The organism is Thalassobaculum fulvum (assembly GCF_014652915.1).
In the GTDB taxonomy this organism is placed as follows: Bacteria; Pseudomonadota; Alphaproteobacteria; order Thalassobaculales; family Thalassobaculaceae; genus Thalassobaculum_A; species Thalassobaculum_A fulvum.
Genome location: NZ_BMZS01000002.1, coordinates 132,246 through 148,489, shown reverse-complemented (window position 1 = coordinate 148,489; position 16,244 = coordinate 132,246). Strand labels below are relative to the sequence as shown.

Annotated in this window: 18 protein-coding genes; 10 read left to right on the top strand and 8 right to left on the bottom strand. The window is 70.0% G+C overall.

The window, feature by feature from the left end:
* Window positions 1-8: 8 nt before the first annotated feature.
* The 5 genes from IE246_RS03805 to IE246_RS03785 all read left to right on the top strand — a co-directional run bounded on the left by IE246_RS03805 (window position 9) and on the right by IE246_RS03785 (window position 5,148).
* Window positions 9-1,481 carry an aldehyde dehydrogenase family protein gene (locus IE246_RS03805; RefSeq protein WP_189987617.1) on the top strand — a complete coding sequence of 491 codons (1,473 nt, stop codon included), beginning with the start codon at window positions 9-11 and terminating at the stop codon, window positions 1,479-1,481.
* Between the two features lie 11 nt (window positions 1,482-1,492).
* Window positions 1,493-2,359 carry a DODA-type extradiol aromatic ring-opening family dioxygenase gene (locus IE246_RS03800; RefSeq protein ID WP_189987616.1) on the top strand — a complete coding sequence of 289 codons (867 nt, stop codon included), beginning with the start codon at window positions 1,493-1,495 and terminating at the stop codon, window positions 2,357-2,359.
* Between the two features lie 79 nt (window positions 2,360-2,438).
* Entirely contained in the window at window positions 2,439-3,317 is an 879-nt protein-coding gene (locus IE246_RS03795) for a fumarylacetoacetate hydrolase family protein (RefSeq protein ID WP_229836326.1), read from the top strand.
* Complete coding sequence (locus IE246_RS03790; protein ID WP_189987614.1) at window positions 3,314-4,297, top strand: 2-dehydropantoate 2-reductase; 984 nt, start codon at window positions 3,314-3,316, stop codon at window positions 4,295-4,297. The genes IE246_RS03795 and IE246_RS03790 overlap by 4 nt, the downstream gene beginning before the upstream one ends.
* Window positions 4,298-4,332: 35 nt before the next feature.
* Entirely contained in the window at window positions 4,333-5,148 is an 816-nt protein-coding gene (locus IE246_RS03785) for a DODA-type extradiol aromatic ring-opening family dioxygenase (RefSeq protein ID WP_189987613.1), read from the top strand.
* Between the two features lie 95 nt (window positions 5,149-5,243).
* On the opposite strand, the gene IE246_RS03780 is transcribed toward IE246_RS03785, so the two are convergent.
* The 4 genes from IE246_RS03780 to IE246_RS03765 all read right to left on the bottom strand — a co-directional run bounded on the left by IE246_RS03780 (window position 5,244) and on the right by IE246_RS03765 (window position 8,609).
* Window positions 5,244-6,056: an ABC transporter permease gene (locus IE246_RS03780; protein WP_189987612.1), complete on the bottom strand. Its 813-nt coding sequence runs from the start codon at window positions 6,054-6,056 to the stop codon at window positions 5,244-5,246.
* Window positions 6,049-6,816, bottom strand: a complete 768-nt coding sequence (locus IE246_RS03775) for an ABC transporter ATP-binding protein (protein WP_189987611.1) — start codon at window positions 6,814-6,816, stop codon at window positions 6,049-6,051. The genes IE246_RS03780 and IE246_RS03775 overlap by 8 nt, the downstream gene beginning before the upstream one ends.
* Window positions 6,817-6,886: 70 nt before the next feature.
* Window positions 6,887-7,906 carry an ABC transporter substrate-binding protein gene (locus tag IE246_RS03770; RefSeq protein WP_189987610.1) on the bottom strand — a complete coding sequence of 340 codons (1,020 nt, stop codon included), beginning with the start codon at window positions 7,904-7,906 and terminating at the stop codon, window positions 6,887-6,889.
* 37 nt (window positions 7,907-7,943) lie between these two features.
* Window positions 7,944-8,609, bottom strand: a complete 666-nt coding sequence (locus IE246_RS03765) for a GntR family transcriptional regulator (protein ID WP_189987609.1) — start codon at window positions 8,607-8,609, stop codon at window positions 7,944-7,946.
* A 144-nt stretch (window positions 8,610-8,753) separates the two neighbouring features.
* Between IE246_RS03765 and IE246_RS03760 the strand changes: the two genes are divergently transcribed.
* The gene (locus IE246_RS03760; RefSeq protein WP_189987608.1) at window positions 8,754-10,349 is read left to right on the top strand and encodes a lysine--tRNA ligase; all 1,596 of its coding nucleotides are present in this window, start codon (window positions 8,754-8,756) and stop codon (window positions 10,347-10,349) included.
* A 155-nt stretch (window positions 10,350-10,504) separates the two neighbouring features.
* On the opposite strand, the gene IE246_RS03755 is transcribed toward IE246_RS03760, so the two are convergent.
* From IE246_RS03755 to IE246_RS03745, 3 genes are all read right to left on the bottom strand, one after another.
* A complete protein-coding gene (locus IE246_RS03755; protein ID WP_189987607.1) occupies window positions 10,505-10,831 on the bottom strand; it encodes a hypothetical protein in 327 nt (108 codons plus the stop codon).
* 78 nt (window positions 10,832-10,909) lie between these two features.
* Window positions 10,910-11,596 (bottom strand): DUF1028 domain-containing protein, encoded by a 687-nt coding sequence (locus IE246_RS03750; RefSeq protein ID WP_189987606.1) that lies wholly within the window; start codon window positions 11,594-11,596, stop codon window positions 10,910-10,912.
* Between the two features lie 223 nt (window positions 11,597-11,819).
* A complete protein-coding gene (locus IE246_RS03745; RefSeq protein WP_189987605.1) occupies window positions 11,820-12,662 on the bottom strand; it encodes a branched-chain amino acid aminotransferase in 843 nt (280 codons plus the stop codon).
* Window positions 12,663-12,845: 183 nt separating this feature from the next.
* Between IE246_RS03745 and IE246_RS03740 the strand changes: the two genes are divergently transcribed.
* Window positions 12,846-13,649 (top strand): SDR family NAD(P)-dependent oxidoreductase, encoded by an 804-nt coding sequence (locus IE246_RS03740; protein WP_189987604.1) that lies wholly within the window; start codon window positions 12,846-12,848, stop codon window positions 13,647-13,649.
* A gap of 25 nt (window positions 13,650-13,674) precedes the next feature.
* On the opposite strand, the gene IE246_RS03735 is transcribed toward IE246_RS03740, so the two are convergent.
* A complete protein-coding gene (locus IE246_RS03735) occupies window positions 13,675-14,106 on the bottom strand; it encodes a hypothetical protein (RefSeq protein WP_189987603.1) in 432 nt (143 codons plus the stop codon).
* A 442-nt stretch (window positions 14,107-14,548) separates the two neighbouring features.
* Here IE246_RS03735 and IE246_RS03730 point away from each other — a divergent pair, with 442 nt between their 5' ends.
* Genes IE246_RS03730 through IE246_RS03725 form a run of 3 tightly spaced genes read left to right on the top strand, consistent with a single transcriptional unit; the run spans window position 14,549 to window position 15,996 of the window.
* Window positions 14,549-14,761, top strand: a complete 213-nt coding sequence (locus tag IE246_RS03730; protein ID WP_189987602.1) for a cold-shock protein — start codon at window positions 14,549-14,551, stop codon at window positions 14,759-14,761.
* Window positions 14,762-14,810: 49 nt separating this feature from the next.
* Window positions 14,811-14,945: a hypothetical protein gene (locus IE246_RS28100; RefSeq protein WP_268245266.1), complete on the top strand. Its 135-nt coding sequence runs from the start codon at window positions 14,811-14,813 to the stop codon at window positions 14,943-14,945.
* A gap of 10 nt (window positions 14,946-14,955) precedes the next feature.
* Complete coding sequence (locus IE246_RS03725) at window positions 14,956-15,996, top strand: fatty acid desaturase family protein (protein WP_229836319.1); 1,041 nt, start codon at window positions 14,956-14,958, stop codon at window positions 15,994-15,996.
* Window positions 15,997-16,244 lie beyond the last annotated feature (248 nt).

Below are 16,244 nucleotides of genomic sequence, written 5' to 3'. Positions count from 1 at the left end.
AAACCACGATGACAGACGCGCTCCACATCGCGGGCATCGCCGTCTCGCCCGACCACTACATCGATAGGCGGCGGGTCCCGTCCCCGACCGGCTTCGACCTGTTCTCGCCGATCGACCGGTCGACGCTCGGCCGGGTCGCCGAGGGCACGCCGGAGCACGTGAATGCGGCGATCGCCGCGGCGCAAGCGGCGTTCCCGGCCTGGGCGGCGCTGCCCGCCGAGGCGCGGCGCGACCATCTCCATCGCTTCGCCGAGGAGATCGGGGCGCGTGCCGACGCGTTCTGCCTGGTCGAGTCGACCGACGCCGGCGTCCTGCTTTCGCGCATGCGCCACGGGGTGGTGCCGCGGGCAATGCAGAACCTGACCTTCTTCGCCGACCACGCGCTGTCCCTGCAGGACCGGGTCATCGAGACAGCGCAGGCGACCCACCGGGTGCGCCACGATCCCGCCGGGGTGGCGGCGATCATCACGCCGTGGAACGCGCCGCTGATGCTGACGACCTGGAAGCTCGGCCCGGCGCTGGCCGCCGGCAACACCGTGGTCGTCAAGCCGCCGGAGTGGGCGCCGCTGACCTGCTCGCTGCTGGCCGACGCGGCGCATGCCGCCGGCCTGCCCGCCGGAGTGTTCAACATCGTGCAGGGCACGGGGGCGAACACCGGTGCCGCCCTGGTGTCCGACCCGCGGCTGGCACGGATCTCCTTCACCGGCTCGGTGCCGACCGCCAAGTGGATCGCCCAGGCCGCCGGCGCCAACCTGGTGCCGTGCAGCTTCGAGCTCGGTGGCAAGTCGCCGTTCATCGTGCTGGAGGATGCCGACCTCGACGGGGCCGCGGCGACTGGCGCGCTGATGTACCGCAACGCCACGCAGGTCTGCCTGGCTGGCACCCGCTTCCTGGTACACGAGGCCATCGCCGACGCCTTCGTCGAGCGCATGCGCGGCTATGTCGAGAATCTGCGCGTCGGCGACCCGCGCGAGGAGACGACCGAGGTCGGACCGATCATCCACCCGCGCCAACTCGAGCGGGTCAAGGGCTTCGTCGAGCGCGCCGTGGCCGGCGGGGCCGAGGTGCTGTGGGGTGGGGAGACGCACCCGGCGGGCGGGTTGTACTACCGGCCGACCATGCTCACGAACGTGCGGCAGGATTCCGAGATCGTGCAGAACGAGGTCTTCGGCCCGGTCCTGACCCTGCAGACCTTCGCCTCGGACGACGAGGCGGTCGCACTGTCCAACGACGTCGACTACGGCCTCGGCGGCGTGTGCTACGGCGCGACCGAGCGCGCGGCGGCGGTGGCCGATCGGGTTCGCACCGGCTTCATCTGGGTCAACTCCTTCGGCATTCGCGACCTGGCGGCCCCGTTCGGCGGCTGCAAGAGGTCCGGCATCGGGCGCGAAGGCGGCGACTGGAGCTTCGAGTTCTTCTGCGACGTGAAGGACGTGGTGCTGCCGAAGAAGCCGTTCCGCGCCAGTTTCAGTCAGCGATAAGGAGACATGTCATGGGAAAGATCGTTGGTTCGGCCATCGTGTCCCACCACCCCGGCCTCATGCAGTGCGAGGACTTCCGACGCATGATGGGAGCGGGCCAGGACTCCGACCTGATCGCAGGCTACGAGCGGCTCCGCCACAAGATCGAGGCGGTCAAGCCCGACGTCGTCGTGATTTTCGACTCCCATTGGTTCACCACCGGCTACCACCTGGTCGACGGGGGCGCCCATTACGAGGGGGTCTACACCTCCGACGAGATGCCTTGGTACCTGTACGGCGTTCCGTACAACTACCGGGGCCACCCCGCGTTCGCCCTCGACATCGAGGCGGTGTCGAAGGAAATGGGCGGCTACAACCGCGCGATCGCCCACTCCGGCCTGGAGCGCCAGTACGCGACCCTCAACCTGATCAAGCATCTCCGTTTCGAGCTCAGCGATACCCCCGTCGTTTCCGCCAGCTCCTGTCAGAACTGCCGGCCCGAGCACTTCCTGCAGTCCGGTGCGGTGATCGGCGAGGCGATCCGGCGCAGCGACCTGAACGTCGTGCTGTTGGCGTCGGGCGCGCTCAGCCACCGCTTCGTCGACATCGACTGGAAGCCGAACCACCCGCGGATCTTCCACGAGAGCAACCTGTCGTCGCCGGAGAACCTGGCCAGCGACAAGAAGGCGATCGCGCTGATGCAGGACGGGCGTCACGACCGGATCCTGGAGGATTGGGACAGCGATTTCCGCAAGGCGCACTGGGAAGCCTTCGGCGCCCACTACCTGCAGATGCTGGGGGCGATGGGCGGGGCCGAATGCCGTGCCAAGGGGGAGCCGCTGTCGGCTTACGAGAACGCCCGCGGCACCGGGAACATCCATGTCTGGTTCGACGCGTGAGGGCCGGGTGATGACGTTCGAATTTCCGATCGGAGAGTTGCCCGCCGTTCTGCGGGGCCCCCGCGTCGAGCGGCGCCGCTTGCTGATCGGTGGCAGCGCCTTCTGGGGCACGGTGATCGAGACCGGTGCCGACGTGGGCAAACTTCAGCTCGACGACGGCCGTGTGATCGATGCCGAGACCGCCTGCTACCTGCCGCCGGTCAGCCCGAGCAAGATCATCGCGGTGCACATCTCCTATAGCTCGCGCAGCATGGAGACCCGCAACCGGCCGAAGCCGACCGAGACGCCGACCTATTTCACCAAGCCGCCGAGCTCGCTCAACGGCCATCGCGGCCAGATCCTGAAGCCGGCCGACTGCAGCTACCTGAACTACGAGGGCGAGTATGCGGTCGTGATCGGTCGGACCTGTCGCAACGTCACGCCGGACGAGGCCTGGGACTGCATGGCGGGCTTCTGCCCGGCCCTCGACATGGGCCTGCAGAACTTCCGGGACACCGACCAGGGCAGCATGCTGCGGGTAAAGGGGGCCGACACCCTGCTGCCGATCGGCCCCGGCATCGTGCGCGGCGTGAACCTGCTCGAGGAGACGCTGCGCACGACGGTGAACGGGCAGGTCGTGCAGGAGGCGCATATCGGCGAGGAGACGATCTGGGGGCCGCACTACGTGATTGCCGACCTCGCGCGCCACATCACCCTGGTCGCCGGTGACGTGATCCTGATGGGCACGCCCTGCCACTCGCGCTCGGTCGACGCCGGCGACGTGGTCGCCTGCGAGATCACCGGTATCGGGCGGGTCGAAGGCACGGTGACCGCCATCCCGGCACCAAGGGCGAGTGCACTCGGCGTCGGCGCGCCGCCGACCGACAGCGACGAGGTGCGACGGGTCGCGCTGGGCTTCGACGAGCGCGTGCCGGAGCGCTTCAAGGACAATCTGCGCAAGGCGAGGCAGCGGTCGTGAAGACGGTCTGCATCGTCGGCGCCGGGGCCATCGGCGGGTTCATCGGCGCCCGGCTGGCCGCGACCGGACAGGTCTCGGTCGGCGCCGTGGCGCGGGGGGACACCCTTCAGGCCCTGTCCACCCACGGCTGGCGGCTGCGGCAAAGCGGTGGGATGGTCGGCGGCCCGGCGATCGCGTCGGACGATCCGGCCAAGCTCGGGGCGCAGGACTTGGTGATCATCGCCGTCAAGGGACCGGCCATGCCGGCGGTGGCCGGGACCATCACGCCTCTGATCGGTCCCGACACCGTCGTGCTGCCGGCGATGAACGGCCTTCCCTGGTGGTTCGGAGACGGTGTTCAGGCGCTTGACGGCCCGCCTCTGGAGAGCGTCGACCCTGACGGCGCCATCGCCGCGGCCATCCCGGCACACCACGTGCTCGGCTGCGTCGTGCACGCCGCCGCGGCTGTCACCGAGCCCGGCCTGGTGGAGCACCGGATGGGCAACGGTCTGATCGTGGGCGAGCCGGACGGGTCCGCCTCGGACCGGCTGGCAACGGTCTCCGCCCTACTCACGGAGGCCGGCTTCGACGTCACCGTGTCCGGCAGCATCCGCCGCGAGATCTGGTACAAGCTGTGGGGCAACCTGACCATGAACCCGGTGTCGGCGGTCACCGGGGCGACCGCCGACCGCATCCTGGACGACCCGCTGGTCCGGGCGTTCTGTTCGGCGGCGATGCGCGAGGCCTCGGCGATCGGCGAGCGGATCGGCTGCGTGATCGACCAGAGCCCGGAAGACCGCCACGAAGTGACCCGCAAACTCGGCGCTTTCAAGACCTCGATGCTGCAGGACGCCGAGGCCGGCCGCCCGCTGGAGCTGGACTCGATCGTTGCCGTGGTGTCGGAGATCGGCCGGCGGGTCGGCGTCGACACGCCCAACGTCGACGCCTTGCTCGGCCTGACCCGCCTGTTCGGGCGGGTACGGGGCCTCTATCCGCAGTAGCATGGCGACGGTTACCGGCAACGGAGGGACGGCCGATGGCACAGGTCTTCTTCATTCCTCATGGCGGAGGACCTCTGCCGCTGCTCGGTGACCCCGGCTATGCGCGCTTGGCGTCGATGCTTCGCGCCCTGCAGCCGAGGCTCGACGGCAGCAAGGCCATCATCCTGGTAACGGCGCATTGGGAGGCGGAGCAGCCTCGCCTGGCGACAAGCCCACACCCCGGCATGCTGTTCGACTACTACGGTTTCCCCGAGGAGTCCTACCGCTACGGCTACCCGGCGCCCGGCGCACCGGACCTCGTCGAGCCTGTCGTATCGGCGCTGGCCGCCCAGGGGATCGGCGCGCAGCTCGATCCCGAGCGGGGTTTCGATCACGGCACCTTCGTCCCGATGATGCTGATGCGGCCGGAAGCCGACATCCCGATCCTTCAGATGTCCCTGATGTCCTCGCTGGATGCGGAACGGCATCTGGCGGTCGGGAGGGGCCTCGCCGCACTGCTCGACCAGGACATTACCCTGATCGGCTCCGGCTTCAGCTTCCACAACATCCAGGCCCTGATCGGCCGCTCACGCGTCGACCGCGAAGCCGGTTACGCCCTGGCCAAGTCCTTCCATGACTGGATCGACGAGGCGGTGTGCGGCGAGGGCCTGCGCGCCGACCAGCGTGCCGAGCGGCTCGCGGCCTGGGAAACGGCGCCGGGCGCACGGTTCTGCCACCCGCGCGAGGAACATCTGCTGCCGCTGCACGTCTGCCTCGGCGCGGCAATCGAGGCCGGGATGGCCGTGACGAAGATCTTCGGCGAGCCGGTCAAGGGATACCAGACATCGGGCTATCACTGGCAGGCTGCGTAGTCACCCGCGGCTCGGGCCACTGGCTCGCGCTCCCTTGGGCGGACAACCGCTACACGGATCCGCTCCCGCCCGGTTCCGGCCCCGCGCCGGCGCCCCTACGACCGCCAGCCCAGCAGGCGCTTCTCGATCTGGCCGATCGCCGAGCTGACGACCACGCCCAGCAGCGACAGGATCACCACCCCGGCGAACAGCCGCTCCAGGTCGTACAGCGCCCCGGCCTCCAGGATGTAGGCGCCGATCCCGTACTCGGCGCCCAGCATCTCGGCGGCGACCAGCAGGATGATGGCGATGGCGAGGCTGATGCGCAGCCCGGACAGGATCCCCGGCATGGCGCCGGGCAGCACGATCTTCAGTACGATCGACCGCCACGACAGCCCGAAGCTCTGGCCCATGCGGATCAGCGACCGGTCGACGTTGTCGACCGCGCCGTAGGTCGCCACCACGGTCGGCGTGAAGGTGCCGAACGCGATCAGAGCGTATTTCGAGCCCTCGTCGATCCCGAACCAGATCACGAACAGCGGCAGGAGCGCGATCTTCGGGATCGGGAAGATCGCCGCGACCACCGGCACCAGGGCGGCCCGGACATGCGAGAACAGCCCGATCAGGATGCCGAGCGTGACCCCGAAGCTGGCGCCGATGGCGGCGCCGACCACCAGCCGCGACAGCGACGGCGCCAGGTGCTTGAACAACAGCCCGCTCTGCCAGAGCTCGACGAACACGCCCAGCACGTCGGACGGCCGCGGCAGGGTCAGGGCCGAGATCCAGCCGGCGCGCGTGCCCCACTCGACGAACGCGATCGCCAGGGCGAATACCACCGCCCCGGCCCAGCGGTTGGCCTTCGGCGCGAACCCGCCGCCGCGGAAGCGGACCTCGACCGGCGCCTGGCCCGGGGCCGTCGCTTCAGACATCGATCAACTCCTCGTCGGCGGCGCGGGCCTCCTCGCGCATCAGGGTCCACAGGTGCTGCCGGGCGGCCTCCAGCTCGGGGTCGGCATAGCCGCGCTCGGCCAGCGGCTTGTCGATCTCGACCACCTCGCGGATCCGGCCGGGGCGGCGCGACAGCACCGCGATGCGGTGCCCCAGCCGGACCGCCTCGGCCAGGTTGTGGGTGACGTACACCGCGGTGAACGGCTGCCGCGCCCACAGCCCGACCAGGTCGTCCATCAGCAGCTCGCGGGTCTGGGCGTCGAGTGCCGACAGCGGCTCGTCCATCAGCATGACCGCCGGGTTCACCGCCAGCGCGCGGGCGATCGCGACCCGCTGCTTCATGCCGCCGGACAGCTGCTTGGGCAACGCCCGGCCGAAATCCGTCAGCCGGGTGCGGGCCAGCACGTCGGCGATGATCGCGTCGGCCCGCGCCCCGCGGATGCCGTGGTCCTCCAGCACCAGCGAGACGTTGCCGCGCACGGTCCGCCACGGCAGCAGCGCGAAGTCCTGGAACACGTAGGTCAGCGGGTTCAGGCAGCCTTCCGGCGGCGAGCCGAGCTGCAGGACGCGGCCCGCCGACGGGCGCTCCAGCCCGCCGATGAACCGCAGCAGCGTGGACTTGCCGCAGCCCGACGGCCCGACCAGGCAGACGATCCGGCCGGTCGGGACCTCGAGCGAGATGTCGCGCAGCACCTCGGTGCCGCCGTAGGCATGGCTGATGGCGTCGAGACGGATGTCCATGGCGGGCCCTTCTCCGGCACGCGCCCGGGGGGCGGCGCCGCGGTTGCGGGCGCCGCCTCCGGGGCTGGGCTCAGGCCTCGAAGGTCTCGACGTAGCTGGTGTCGAGCAGGGTATCGAGGGTGATCTTGGCGTCGACCAGGCCCTCGGCCTGGAACCACTCCAGCTGGTCGCGGACCGAGGCGACGTTCAGGGCGGCGTTCTCGTTCAGCCGCATCGTGCCGTTGATGATCGAGGGGGCGGCCTTCTCGCGCGGCTGGTCCTCGTAGACGTATTTGTGGATCAGGTCGACCATGGCGTTCACGCCGGCCTCGCCGCCGGCCTTGTCGATCATCGCGGCGTTGTAGTCGTGCACGCCCTTGCCGAAGGCGGCGAGGAACCCCTTGGTCTTGTCGCGCTCGCCGGCGGCGTTCTTCGCCGAGGTGAACACCGTCGTCACCTGGTAGCGCGGCAGGTAGTCGGAGATGTTGCCGATGACGTGCACCGCGCCGGAGCCGGCCAGCGGCTTGGCGATGTGCGGCACGATGACCCAGGCGTCGATCTGGCCGGACTTCAGCGCGCCGATGATGGCGCCGACCTTCTGCAGCGGCTTGAACGACATCTGCACGCCCTCGGCGGCGGCGACCTTGGAGCCCATGTAGTGGAACGAGGAGCCGGCCGAGGTCATGCCGAAGGTCCGGCCGCCGAGCTGCTTCGCCGACGTCAGCCCGGCCTTGAAGGCGGCGTCCGAGGCCAGGATCTTCTGGCCGTCGATGCCGGGTTCCTCCGACAGCGCGCCGCCGATCACCTTGATCGCGCCCTTGTCGGCAAGCGACACCAGGCCGCCGGAGATCGCGGTGACCGCATAGTCGACGTCGCCGCTGGCGATCGCCACGGCCATCGGCTGGGCCGCCTGGAAGAACTTCAGCTCGACGTCGAGGCCGGCCTCGGCGAAGTAGCCGCGCTCGAGTGCGACGAAGCTGCCGGCATGGCTGGTGAAACGCAGCGCGCCGACCACGATCTTGCGGTTCTGGGCAACCGCCGGGGCGGCCAGCCCGGTCGCCGCGGCGGCGCCGATCAGCCCGAGCGCCCGGCGTCTGTTCAGTTGGATCATCGTCTCCTCCCTCTGTGGTCTTGGTTGCGGTCTTGTCTCACGCGCCGAGATCGGCGGATATCTCCGCCTCCAGGCAGGCCAGGGCGCGCGGCGCGTCGCGCTTCAGGATGGCGTCGCGCAGCGCCTCGCGGCGGGCCGTGCGCGCGGCGAAGTCGATCCGGCCCTCGCGCAGCAGGGCCAGTCTGAACCGGCGCGACTGGTTGTAGAACTGGCCGGTCAGCCCGGTCAGCCGCGGCGAGTCGCCGGCCTCGGTCAGCGCCAGCGCGAGGTCCCGGCAGGCCTCGTCCCATTGCAGCGCGGTCACGTCGTCCGGGCTGGCCTGGACCGCCGCATCGGCCCGGCCGACCGCGTGCAGCGCGGCGACCACGCGGGATTCCCAGGCGACGCCACCGCGCTCCAGCGAGCGGGCCAGGCCGAGCCGCTCGACCTGCAGCCGCATCAGCAGGATGTCGCGCAGGTCGTCCTCGGTCGCCGAGGCGACGCGGAAGCCGCGCTGGCTGGTGGCCTCGACCATGCCTTCGGCGGCCAGCACCCGCAGGGTCTCGCGCATGGAATGGTTGGAGCCGCCGTAACGCTGGCGCAAGCCCTCGATCTTCAGCTTCTGGTCGGGCCGCAGGACGCCGAACGCGATGTCCCGGCGGATGGCGGAGGCGAGAACGGCGACGACGGTGTCGTCCTCGTCGTTTCGTCCACCGAACAGCATAACGCCTCCCGTTCCCCGGAATATTGGATGTTCTATCGAGGCCCTGCCGACCCGAGTCAAGGGCGGCGGCCGCCACCCCCGAATCGTTGACGCCGCGGCCTTCGCGCACTAACCCTCGTCCTCCCGTTCACCCTGGAGGCAGACATGTCCGCCACTTCGCTCCGACCGCTCGCCGAGAACGCCCGCGCCTGGCCGTTCGAGGAGGCGCGCAAACTGGTCGAGCGGATCGGCGGCAAGGCGCCGGACAAGGGCTACGTGCTGCTGGAGACCGGCTACGGCCCGTCCGGCCTGCCGCACATCGGCACGTTCGGCGAGGTGGTGCGCACCACCATGGTGCGGCGCGCCTTCGAGCAGCTCTCGGACGTGCCGACCCGGCTGTTCGCGTTCTCCGACGACATGGACGGCCTGCGCAAGGTGCCGGACAACATCCCCAACAAGGAGCTGATCCGCCCGCATCTCGGCAAGCCGCTCACGCAGGTGCCGGACCCGTTCGGGACCCATGAGAGCTTCGGCGCCCACAACAACGCCCGCCTGCAGGCGTTCCTCGACAGCTTCGGCTTCGAGTACGAGTTCAAGAGCGCCACCGCCTGCTACAAGAGCGGCGAGTTCGACGCCGCCCTGCTGAGCGTGCTCAGGCACTACGACGCGGTCATCAAGGTGGTGCTGCCGACCCTGGGGGCCGAGCGCCAGGCCACCTACTCGCCGTTCCTGCCGGTCTGCCCGCGCACCGGCGTGGTGCTGCAGGTGCCGATCGTCGAGCGCGACGTCGCGGCCGGCACGGTCTCCTACGACGACCCGGAGACCGGCGACCTGGTCACCGTCCCGGTCACCGGCGGCGCCTGCAAACTGCAGTGGAAGTGCGACTGGGCGATGCGCTGGACCGCGCTCGACGTCGACTACGAGATGTCGGGCAAGGACCTGATCGACTCGGTCAAGCTGTCCAGCCGGATCGAGACCATCCTCGGCGGCCGGCCGCCCGAAGGCTTCAACTACGAGCTGTTCCTGGACGAGCAGGGCCAGAAGATCTCCAAGTCCAAGGGCAACGGCCTGTCGGTCGAGGAGTGGCTGGCCTACGGCCCGCCGGAGAGCCTGGCGCTGTTCATGTACCAGCAGCCGCGCCGGGCCAAGCGCCTGTACTTCGACCAGATCCCGAAGGCGGTCGACGACTACCTGACGTTCCTGGCCAAGGTGCAGGACGAAGAGCCGGCCCAGCGGCTGGAGAACCCGGCTTGGCACATCCACGAGGGCGCTCCGCCGGCGGCCGAGTCATCGGGGCTGTCGTTCGGCCTGCTGCTGAACCTGGCGAGCGTGTGCCACGCCGAGGACAAGGCGGTGATCTGGGGCTACGTGACCCGCTACGCGCCGGGCGCCAGCCCGGAGGCCAACCCGCTGCTCGACCGGCTGGTCGGCTACGCGGTGCGCTACTACCAGGACTTCGTGCGGCCGGCTAAGACCTACCGGGCGCCGACCGAGGTCGAGCGCGCCGCGCTGGAGGAGCTGAAGTCGGCGCTGCAGAACACCGCCGCCGGGACCTCGGCCGAGGACCTGCAGACCGAGGTCTACGAGATCGGCAAACGGCACCCGTTCGAGAACCTGCGCGACTGGTTCAAGGCGCTGTACGAGGTCCTGCTCGGGCAGTCCCAGGGCCCGCGCTTCGGCTCGTTCGTGGCGCTGTACGGCATCGCCGAGACCGCGACGCTGATCGACCGGGCGCTTAAGGGCGAGGACCTGGCGGCGTAGCCGCCCACTCGGCATGGGTCCCGGATCCGCCGCGCCTGCGGCCCGCCGGTCCGGGATGAGGGAAGCCATAGGCGTTTGCCTTCACCCCCTCATCCCGGCCGCAGCGGCGGAGCCGCGTAGAGCCGGGACCCACGACGCGACAGGCACGCCCCCCTTTACCAGCAGCGCCCCCACGGGAACGCCGAGAACCGGTCGCAGCCGAAGCGGGCGCGGTTGGCGTCGTCGCTGCGGCGCTGCGCCATGCCCTGGTCGATGCAGCTCTGCAGGTTGCGGCGCTGGGCCTCGCGCAGCCAGGTCACCGGCACGTCGGCGGCGTAGCCGAAGCCGCGCAGCCGCTGGCACACGAACTCGTCGTTCTGCCGGGCGATCACCTGCGGCGGCATGGCGCGCGCCTGCTGCAGCTGGCCGATCCCGGCGCAGCCGGCCAGCAACAGGGCGAGGCCCAGTACGGCGAACGGCGGGGTGAGGCGGCGGTCGGTCATGGCTCCCTCCGGGCGACCCCTGTCATGTGGTGGCGCGGCACCCGACAGGGAACGGCGACCGGGAACGGCAGTGCGCCGTCAGGCCTCGGCGTGGCCTTCCAGCGCCTCGGTCGAGGGCGCCCCGGCCGGATCCACCGCGCGCTGCAGGTAGCCGTCCATGACCGGCTGCCAGCGCTCCCAGGCGGTGCGCAGGTCGGCGATCGGCCGGGCCGACAGGTCGACCCGCAGGTCGACGACCGGGAAGCTCCAGCCCGGCGCGCACACCAGCACCGCCGCCGACTGCAGCGGGTCGAGCTCGCCGCCCTCGGCCTCGCCGGCCTCCAGCGCCTGGATCAGCCGGTCGGCCAGCTCGGCCGGCGGATCGGTCTCGAAGCCGGCGGCGATCGCCGCGACCACGGCCTCGCTCTTCACCCAGTTGCCGATCACCACCGCACCGTCGAGCGCCATGCCATCGGCCGGCGGGGCCACGTCGCTGCCGGTCCAGTGGGCGACGTCGCCGGCGGCGGTGATCGCCGCGACCTGCCGCCAGCTCGCCTCCGGTGTCGATGCCACCAGGCCGTCGATGGTCTGCCGGGCGCTGCGCCCAGCCGCCAGCAGGTCGAGGCCGAGCGGCCCGAGTCGCGGATCGGTGCGGGCCTGTGTGAGGATCGCGCCGACGCCGGGCCGCAGGTGCGGGCAGCGCCCGCCGGCGCCGATCGACGAGGTGGCCAGCGCCACCCCGAACTGCCCGGTCCGGGGACAGTGCCCGGCGATCGAGAAGGTCATGTTGCGCTCCGTCGTCATCCGCCTTGTGGCGGAGAGTGCGCACGGAAGATCGGGCGCGGCCGGTGGGTTCCGGCTCGACCGCGCCGAGGGCGGCGCGGTCGTCCGGAATGACGACAGGAGGGTGGATCGGTGTGTGGACCCTCTTCCTGTCGTCATTCCGGACCGGACCGCCATCGGCGGACCGGAGCCGGAACCCACGAAGCGACGTGCGCCCCGCGAAGGGTCAGGCGTCGCCGTGGGCGAACGCCCAGTACAGCTCCTTGGCCTTGGCTGCGACCGGGCCCGGCTGCAGATCCTGGTCCTCGAACTTGGTCAGCGGCTGCACCTTGCCGTGGTTGCCGGTCGAGAAGATCTCGTCCGCCTCCTTCAGGTCAGCGACCGTCACCGTGCGCTCGTGCACCTTGTAGCCGGCCTTGGCCAGCAGCCCGAGGATCCGCTGGCGGGTGATGCCGTTCAGGAAGGTGCCGTTCGGGATCGGGGTGTGGACCTCGCCGTCCTTGGCGAACACCAGGTTGGCGGTCGCGAACTCGGCGACGTTGCCGATCGGGTCGAGCACCACGGCGTTGTTGAAGCCCTTGTCGACGGCCTCCTTCAGCGCCCGGCCGGCGTTGGCGTACAGGCAGGCGGCCTTGGCGTCGGTCGGCGCCTGGTCGGGGGCGGGCCGGCGCTTGGTCGACACGCAGGCGGTGAAGCCGGCGTCGCCCGGCAGCGGGCTCTCGAACACGTTCAGCAGGAACCGGGTGGAATCCGGGTCCGGGTAGATCCAGCCGGAATCGGCCCAGAACATCGGCTTGATGTAGAGCGCGGTGCTGCCGTCGAAGCGCGACACCGCGTCCTTGACGATCTCGACCATCTCCTCCGGCCGGATCTTCGGCTCCAGCATCATCTTGCGGGCCGAGGCGCAGGCCCGGGCGCAGTGCAGGTCGATGTCGGGGATCACGCCCTCGAACGCGCGGGCACCGTCGAAGATCAGCGAGCCGAGCCAGGTGGACTGGCTCATCGGCCCAAGCACCATCGGGTTGCCGTCGTGCCAGGTTCCGTCATCGACGTAGGTAACGGCCTTCATGCCAAGGACTCCGGTGTGTCGGGAATGTGGAATGGCTGGACCTTAGACCGGCCGGACCGGAATGCCAACGCGGCCGGGCCGGCCGATGGGGCCAAGCGGTGCCCTTCCGGTGGGGCAGCTTCCGGCGCCCGCCGGTGCGGTCTAGGCTTGCCGCAACGACAACGCCATCCGGGAGGACCCACCATGCCGCAGCACCCATCCGTCGACGACGTCGCCGACCCGTCCACCCTGTTCCGGCTCGACGGCAAGACCGCGCTGGTGACCGGGGCCGGCGGCGGCATCGGGGCGCTGGCCGCCAAGGTGCTGGCGCGCGCCGGCGCCAGGGTGGCGGCGACCGACGTCGACGCCGAGACCGCCGAGGCGACCGCCGCGACGATCCGCGGCGAGGGGCTGGAGGCCAGGGCCTACCGGCTCGACGTCGCCGACGAGGCCTCGGTGGTCGCGGCGTTCGAGGCGGCGAAGGCCGATCTCGGCCCGGTCGGGGTGCTGATCAACAACGCCGGCATCGCCAGGCGCAGCCGCACCGAGGAACTGGACCTCGCGACCTGGAACCAGGTGGTCGCGGTCAACATGACCGGGGTGTTCCTGTGCGCCCGCGAGGCCGCCAAGCAGATGCTGGAGATGGGCGAGGGCTCGATCGTCAACATCTCGTCGATGTGGGGCCACGTCGGCGGCGGCTTCTATCCGAACCTGTCGTACCACGCCACCAAGGGCGCGGTGGTCAACATGACCCGGGCGATGGCGGTCGAGTGGGGCGGCCGTGGCATCCGCGCCAACGACATCGCCCCGACCTTCCTGCGCACCGCCCTGACCGCGCCACTGTTCGCCGAGCCGGCGCTGATCGAGCGGTTCGACGAACTGACCCCGCTCGGGCGCACCGGCGTGCCGAACGACCTGGCCGGGGCGCTGATCTTCCTGGCCAGCCCGGCCTCGGCCTACGTCACCGGCCACTCCCTGCTGGTCGACGGCGGCTGGACGGCGCGCTGAACCTTTGCCGGTCGCCGGGCCGCTCTCAGTCGTCGAGCCGGTCGAAGAAGGCACGGGCGGCGTCGTCGTCGACCTCGTCGCCGGCGGCCTCGTCGCTCTCGAACAGGCCGGTCTCGCGGCGCTGCGCCGGCTCGTCCGCGGCCTTCGGGGCCGGTGTGGCGGTCGTCGCCCCCGGGCGTCCGGCCCGGCGCAGCAGCCCGCGGCGCTTGGCCTCGCTGCCGAACTCCTGCAGCTCGATCAGCGCCTTCAGGAACCCGGCCCGCTCGGCACCGTCGTCGATCGCGCGTTCGGCCAGCCGGGACATCGCCAGGATGTGGCCGCTGGCGATGCCGTGCTGGTCCATCAAGCGGCGAGCACGAGCCTGGGCACCGGAGAGCAGGGCCTTCAGTTCTTCGTCGTCGTAGTCTTTCGGGTGCTTGCCGGCGCCGTCGGTCGCCGTCTGGGAGGTGTCGACCATCAGACGTGTCGCTCCGATCCGGTGAGCGTTCCGGTTGTCGTGGTACGCTGACATGACATGCGTGACATGTGAGGGCGTCCGGCTCGAGGACAAGGCCGGGCTCGTCGGCGCAGCTCATCGGGAAGTCCGGCACCGGCTCGGACCAGGCGGATGTTCGCCTCCCCGACCCGATGGTTCGACGAGCCAGCCGGCCCCGGCCTTCAGCGGTGAAAGTCTGCCCTCTTGTGGGCTTCTTCGAACCGATCGAAAAATAAAAATCATGATTGTCTTGTGTCGACCACGGTAATGATCCATTTAAGGCAGGTCGATAGACGGTCGGATTATATGGGCCGGCGCAAGAATTTGCAGTGGCGCCACGTCGCAGTATTCTAACCTGGAAAATGCAACGTCGACAGTTCGCGGCAACGCGGACAGCAAATTCTTGTGTCTTAGGGGAACTCCCATGGCTACCGGAACCGTCAAATGGTTCAATGCACAGAAGGGCTTCGGGTTCATCGAGCCCGATGGCGGCGGCAGCGATGCCTTCGTGCACATCAGCGCCGTCGAGCGCGCCGGTCTCGGTACCCTGGTCGAGGGCCAGAAGGTCAGCTTCGAAGTGATGGCCGATCGCAAGACCGGCAAGATGGCGGTCGATACCCTGCGGGTCATGGACTGAACCGACAGTCTGGATCGTCTTGATCGAAGCGTCTTCCAGGAGAATGGACATGGCCAAGGGCCAGAAACGCGGCAACCGCGAGGTGCGCAAGCCGAAGGCGGTCAAGCAGCCCGCTGCGGCGGCGACGACCTTCCTGCCCAGCCGGGACAAGCCGATGCCGACGGCGGCGAAGAAGAAGCCGTAGCGAGGGGCCGGTGATTTCCGGCAACCCATCGACGGCCGACGCCGCTCGAACCGAGCTGCGGCGGGAGGTGGCGCGGTTCCAGGCGCCGGTTCTGGGCGACAGCCTGTCTCAGCTCGGCTCGTCGTTCGGCGGCTTTGTCGCCGTGTGGGCGGCGATGTACGTGCTGAGCGGTTCGTCGTTCTGGCTGGCCCTGGTGCTGGCACCGCTGGCCGCCGGTTTCCTGGTTCGCATCTTCATCATCCAGCACGACTGTGGGCACCACGCGTTCTTCCGGTCCCGGCGGGCGAACGATCTGGTCGGGACGGCGTGCAGCCTGCTGACGCTCACCCCGTACCCGTCGTGGCGCCGCCAGCACGCCGGTCACCACGGCGTCTGGAACGACCTCGACCGCCGGCAGAGCGGGGCCGACATCTACTCGTCCTGCCTGACCGTCGCCGAGTACACCAGCCTCGGACCATGGACGCGCCGCTGGTACCGGTTTACGCGGCATCCGCTGGTCGCCAACGTGCTGCTACCCCCGCTGGTGTTCATCCTACTGTACCGCCTCCCGTTCGACATGCCGCGGTCCTGGCGGCGCGAGCGGCTCATGGTCCATGCGACGACCCTTGCGCTGGCGACAGCGATCGGGGGGCTCGGCATGTTGCTGGGATTCGGGCGGCTGGCTGCGGTCCAGGTGCCGATCACCGTCCTCGCGGCGATCGCCGGGGTCTGGCTGTTCTCGGTGCAGCACCGCGGCGACCGGACGGTCTGGGCCCGCCACGAGGCCTGGGACGCGACCTCGGCGGCGCTGCGCAGCTCGACCTATCTGAGGCTGCCGAAGATCCTGCAGTGGTTCACCGGCAACATCGGCTTCCACCACGTTCATCACCTCAATCCCCGCGTGCCGAACTACCGGCTGCAGGCCTGCCACGAGCGGATCGAGGATCGCTGCGACGTGGTGCCGAGGCTTTCGTTCCGGGACGGCCTGCGGGCGCTCCGGCTCAGTCTATGGGACGAGAAGCGGGCCCGTATGGTCACGTTCCGGGAGGCGGCTGCGCAACGGCATGCCTAGCGCGGACGCCCTCGGCCGTCGGTCCCCGGCTGGGAGTCGATATGCCTGTTCCGGGCCGCGCCGTGGTTCAGCGACTGTTGCCTGAAGCCGGATGCGATCGGACCGGGGTGCCCTGGCGCCAGGCGTGCGAGCCCTTGCAGCGTGTGCAGATGCGTTCGCCCGACCATGCGCTCTCGAACAAGGTCCGGCACCGCAGGCACTGACGCTGCTTCGGCGGGGCAGCCACCTCCTGCTCGGTCACGCCGTCG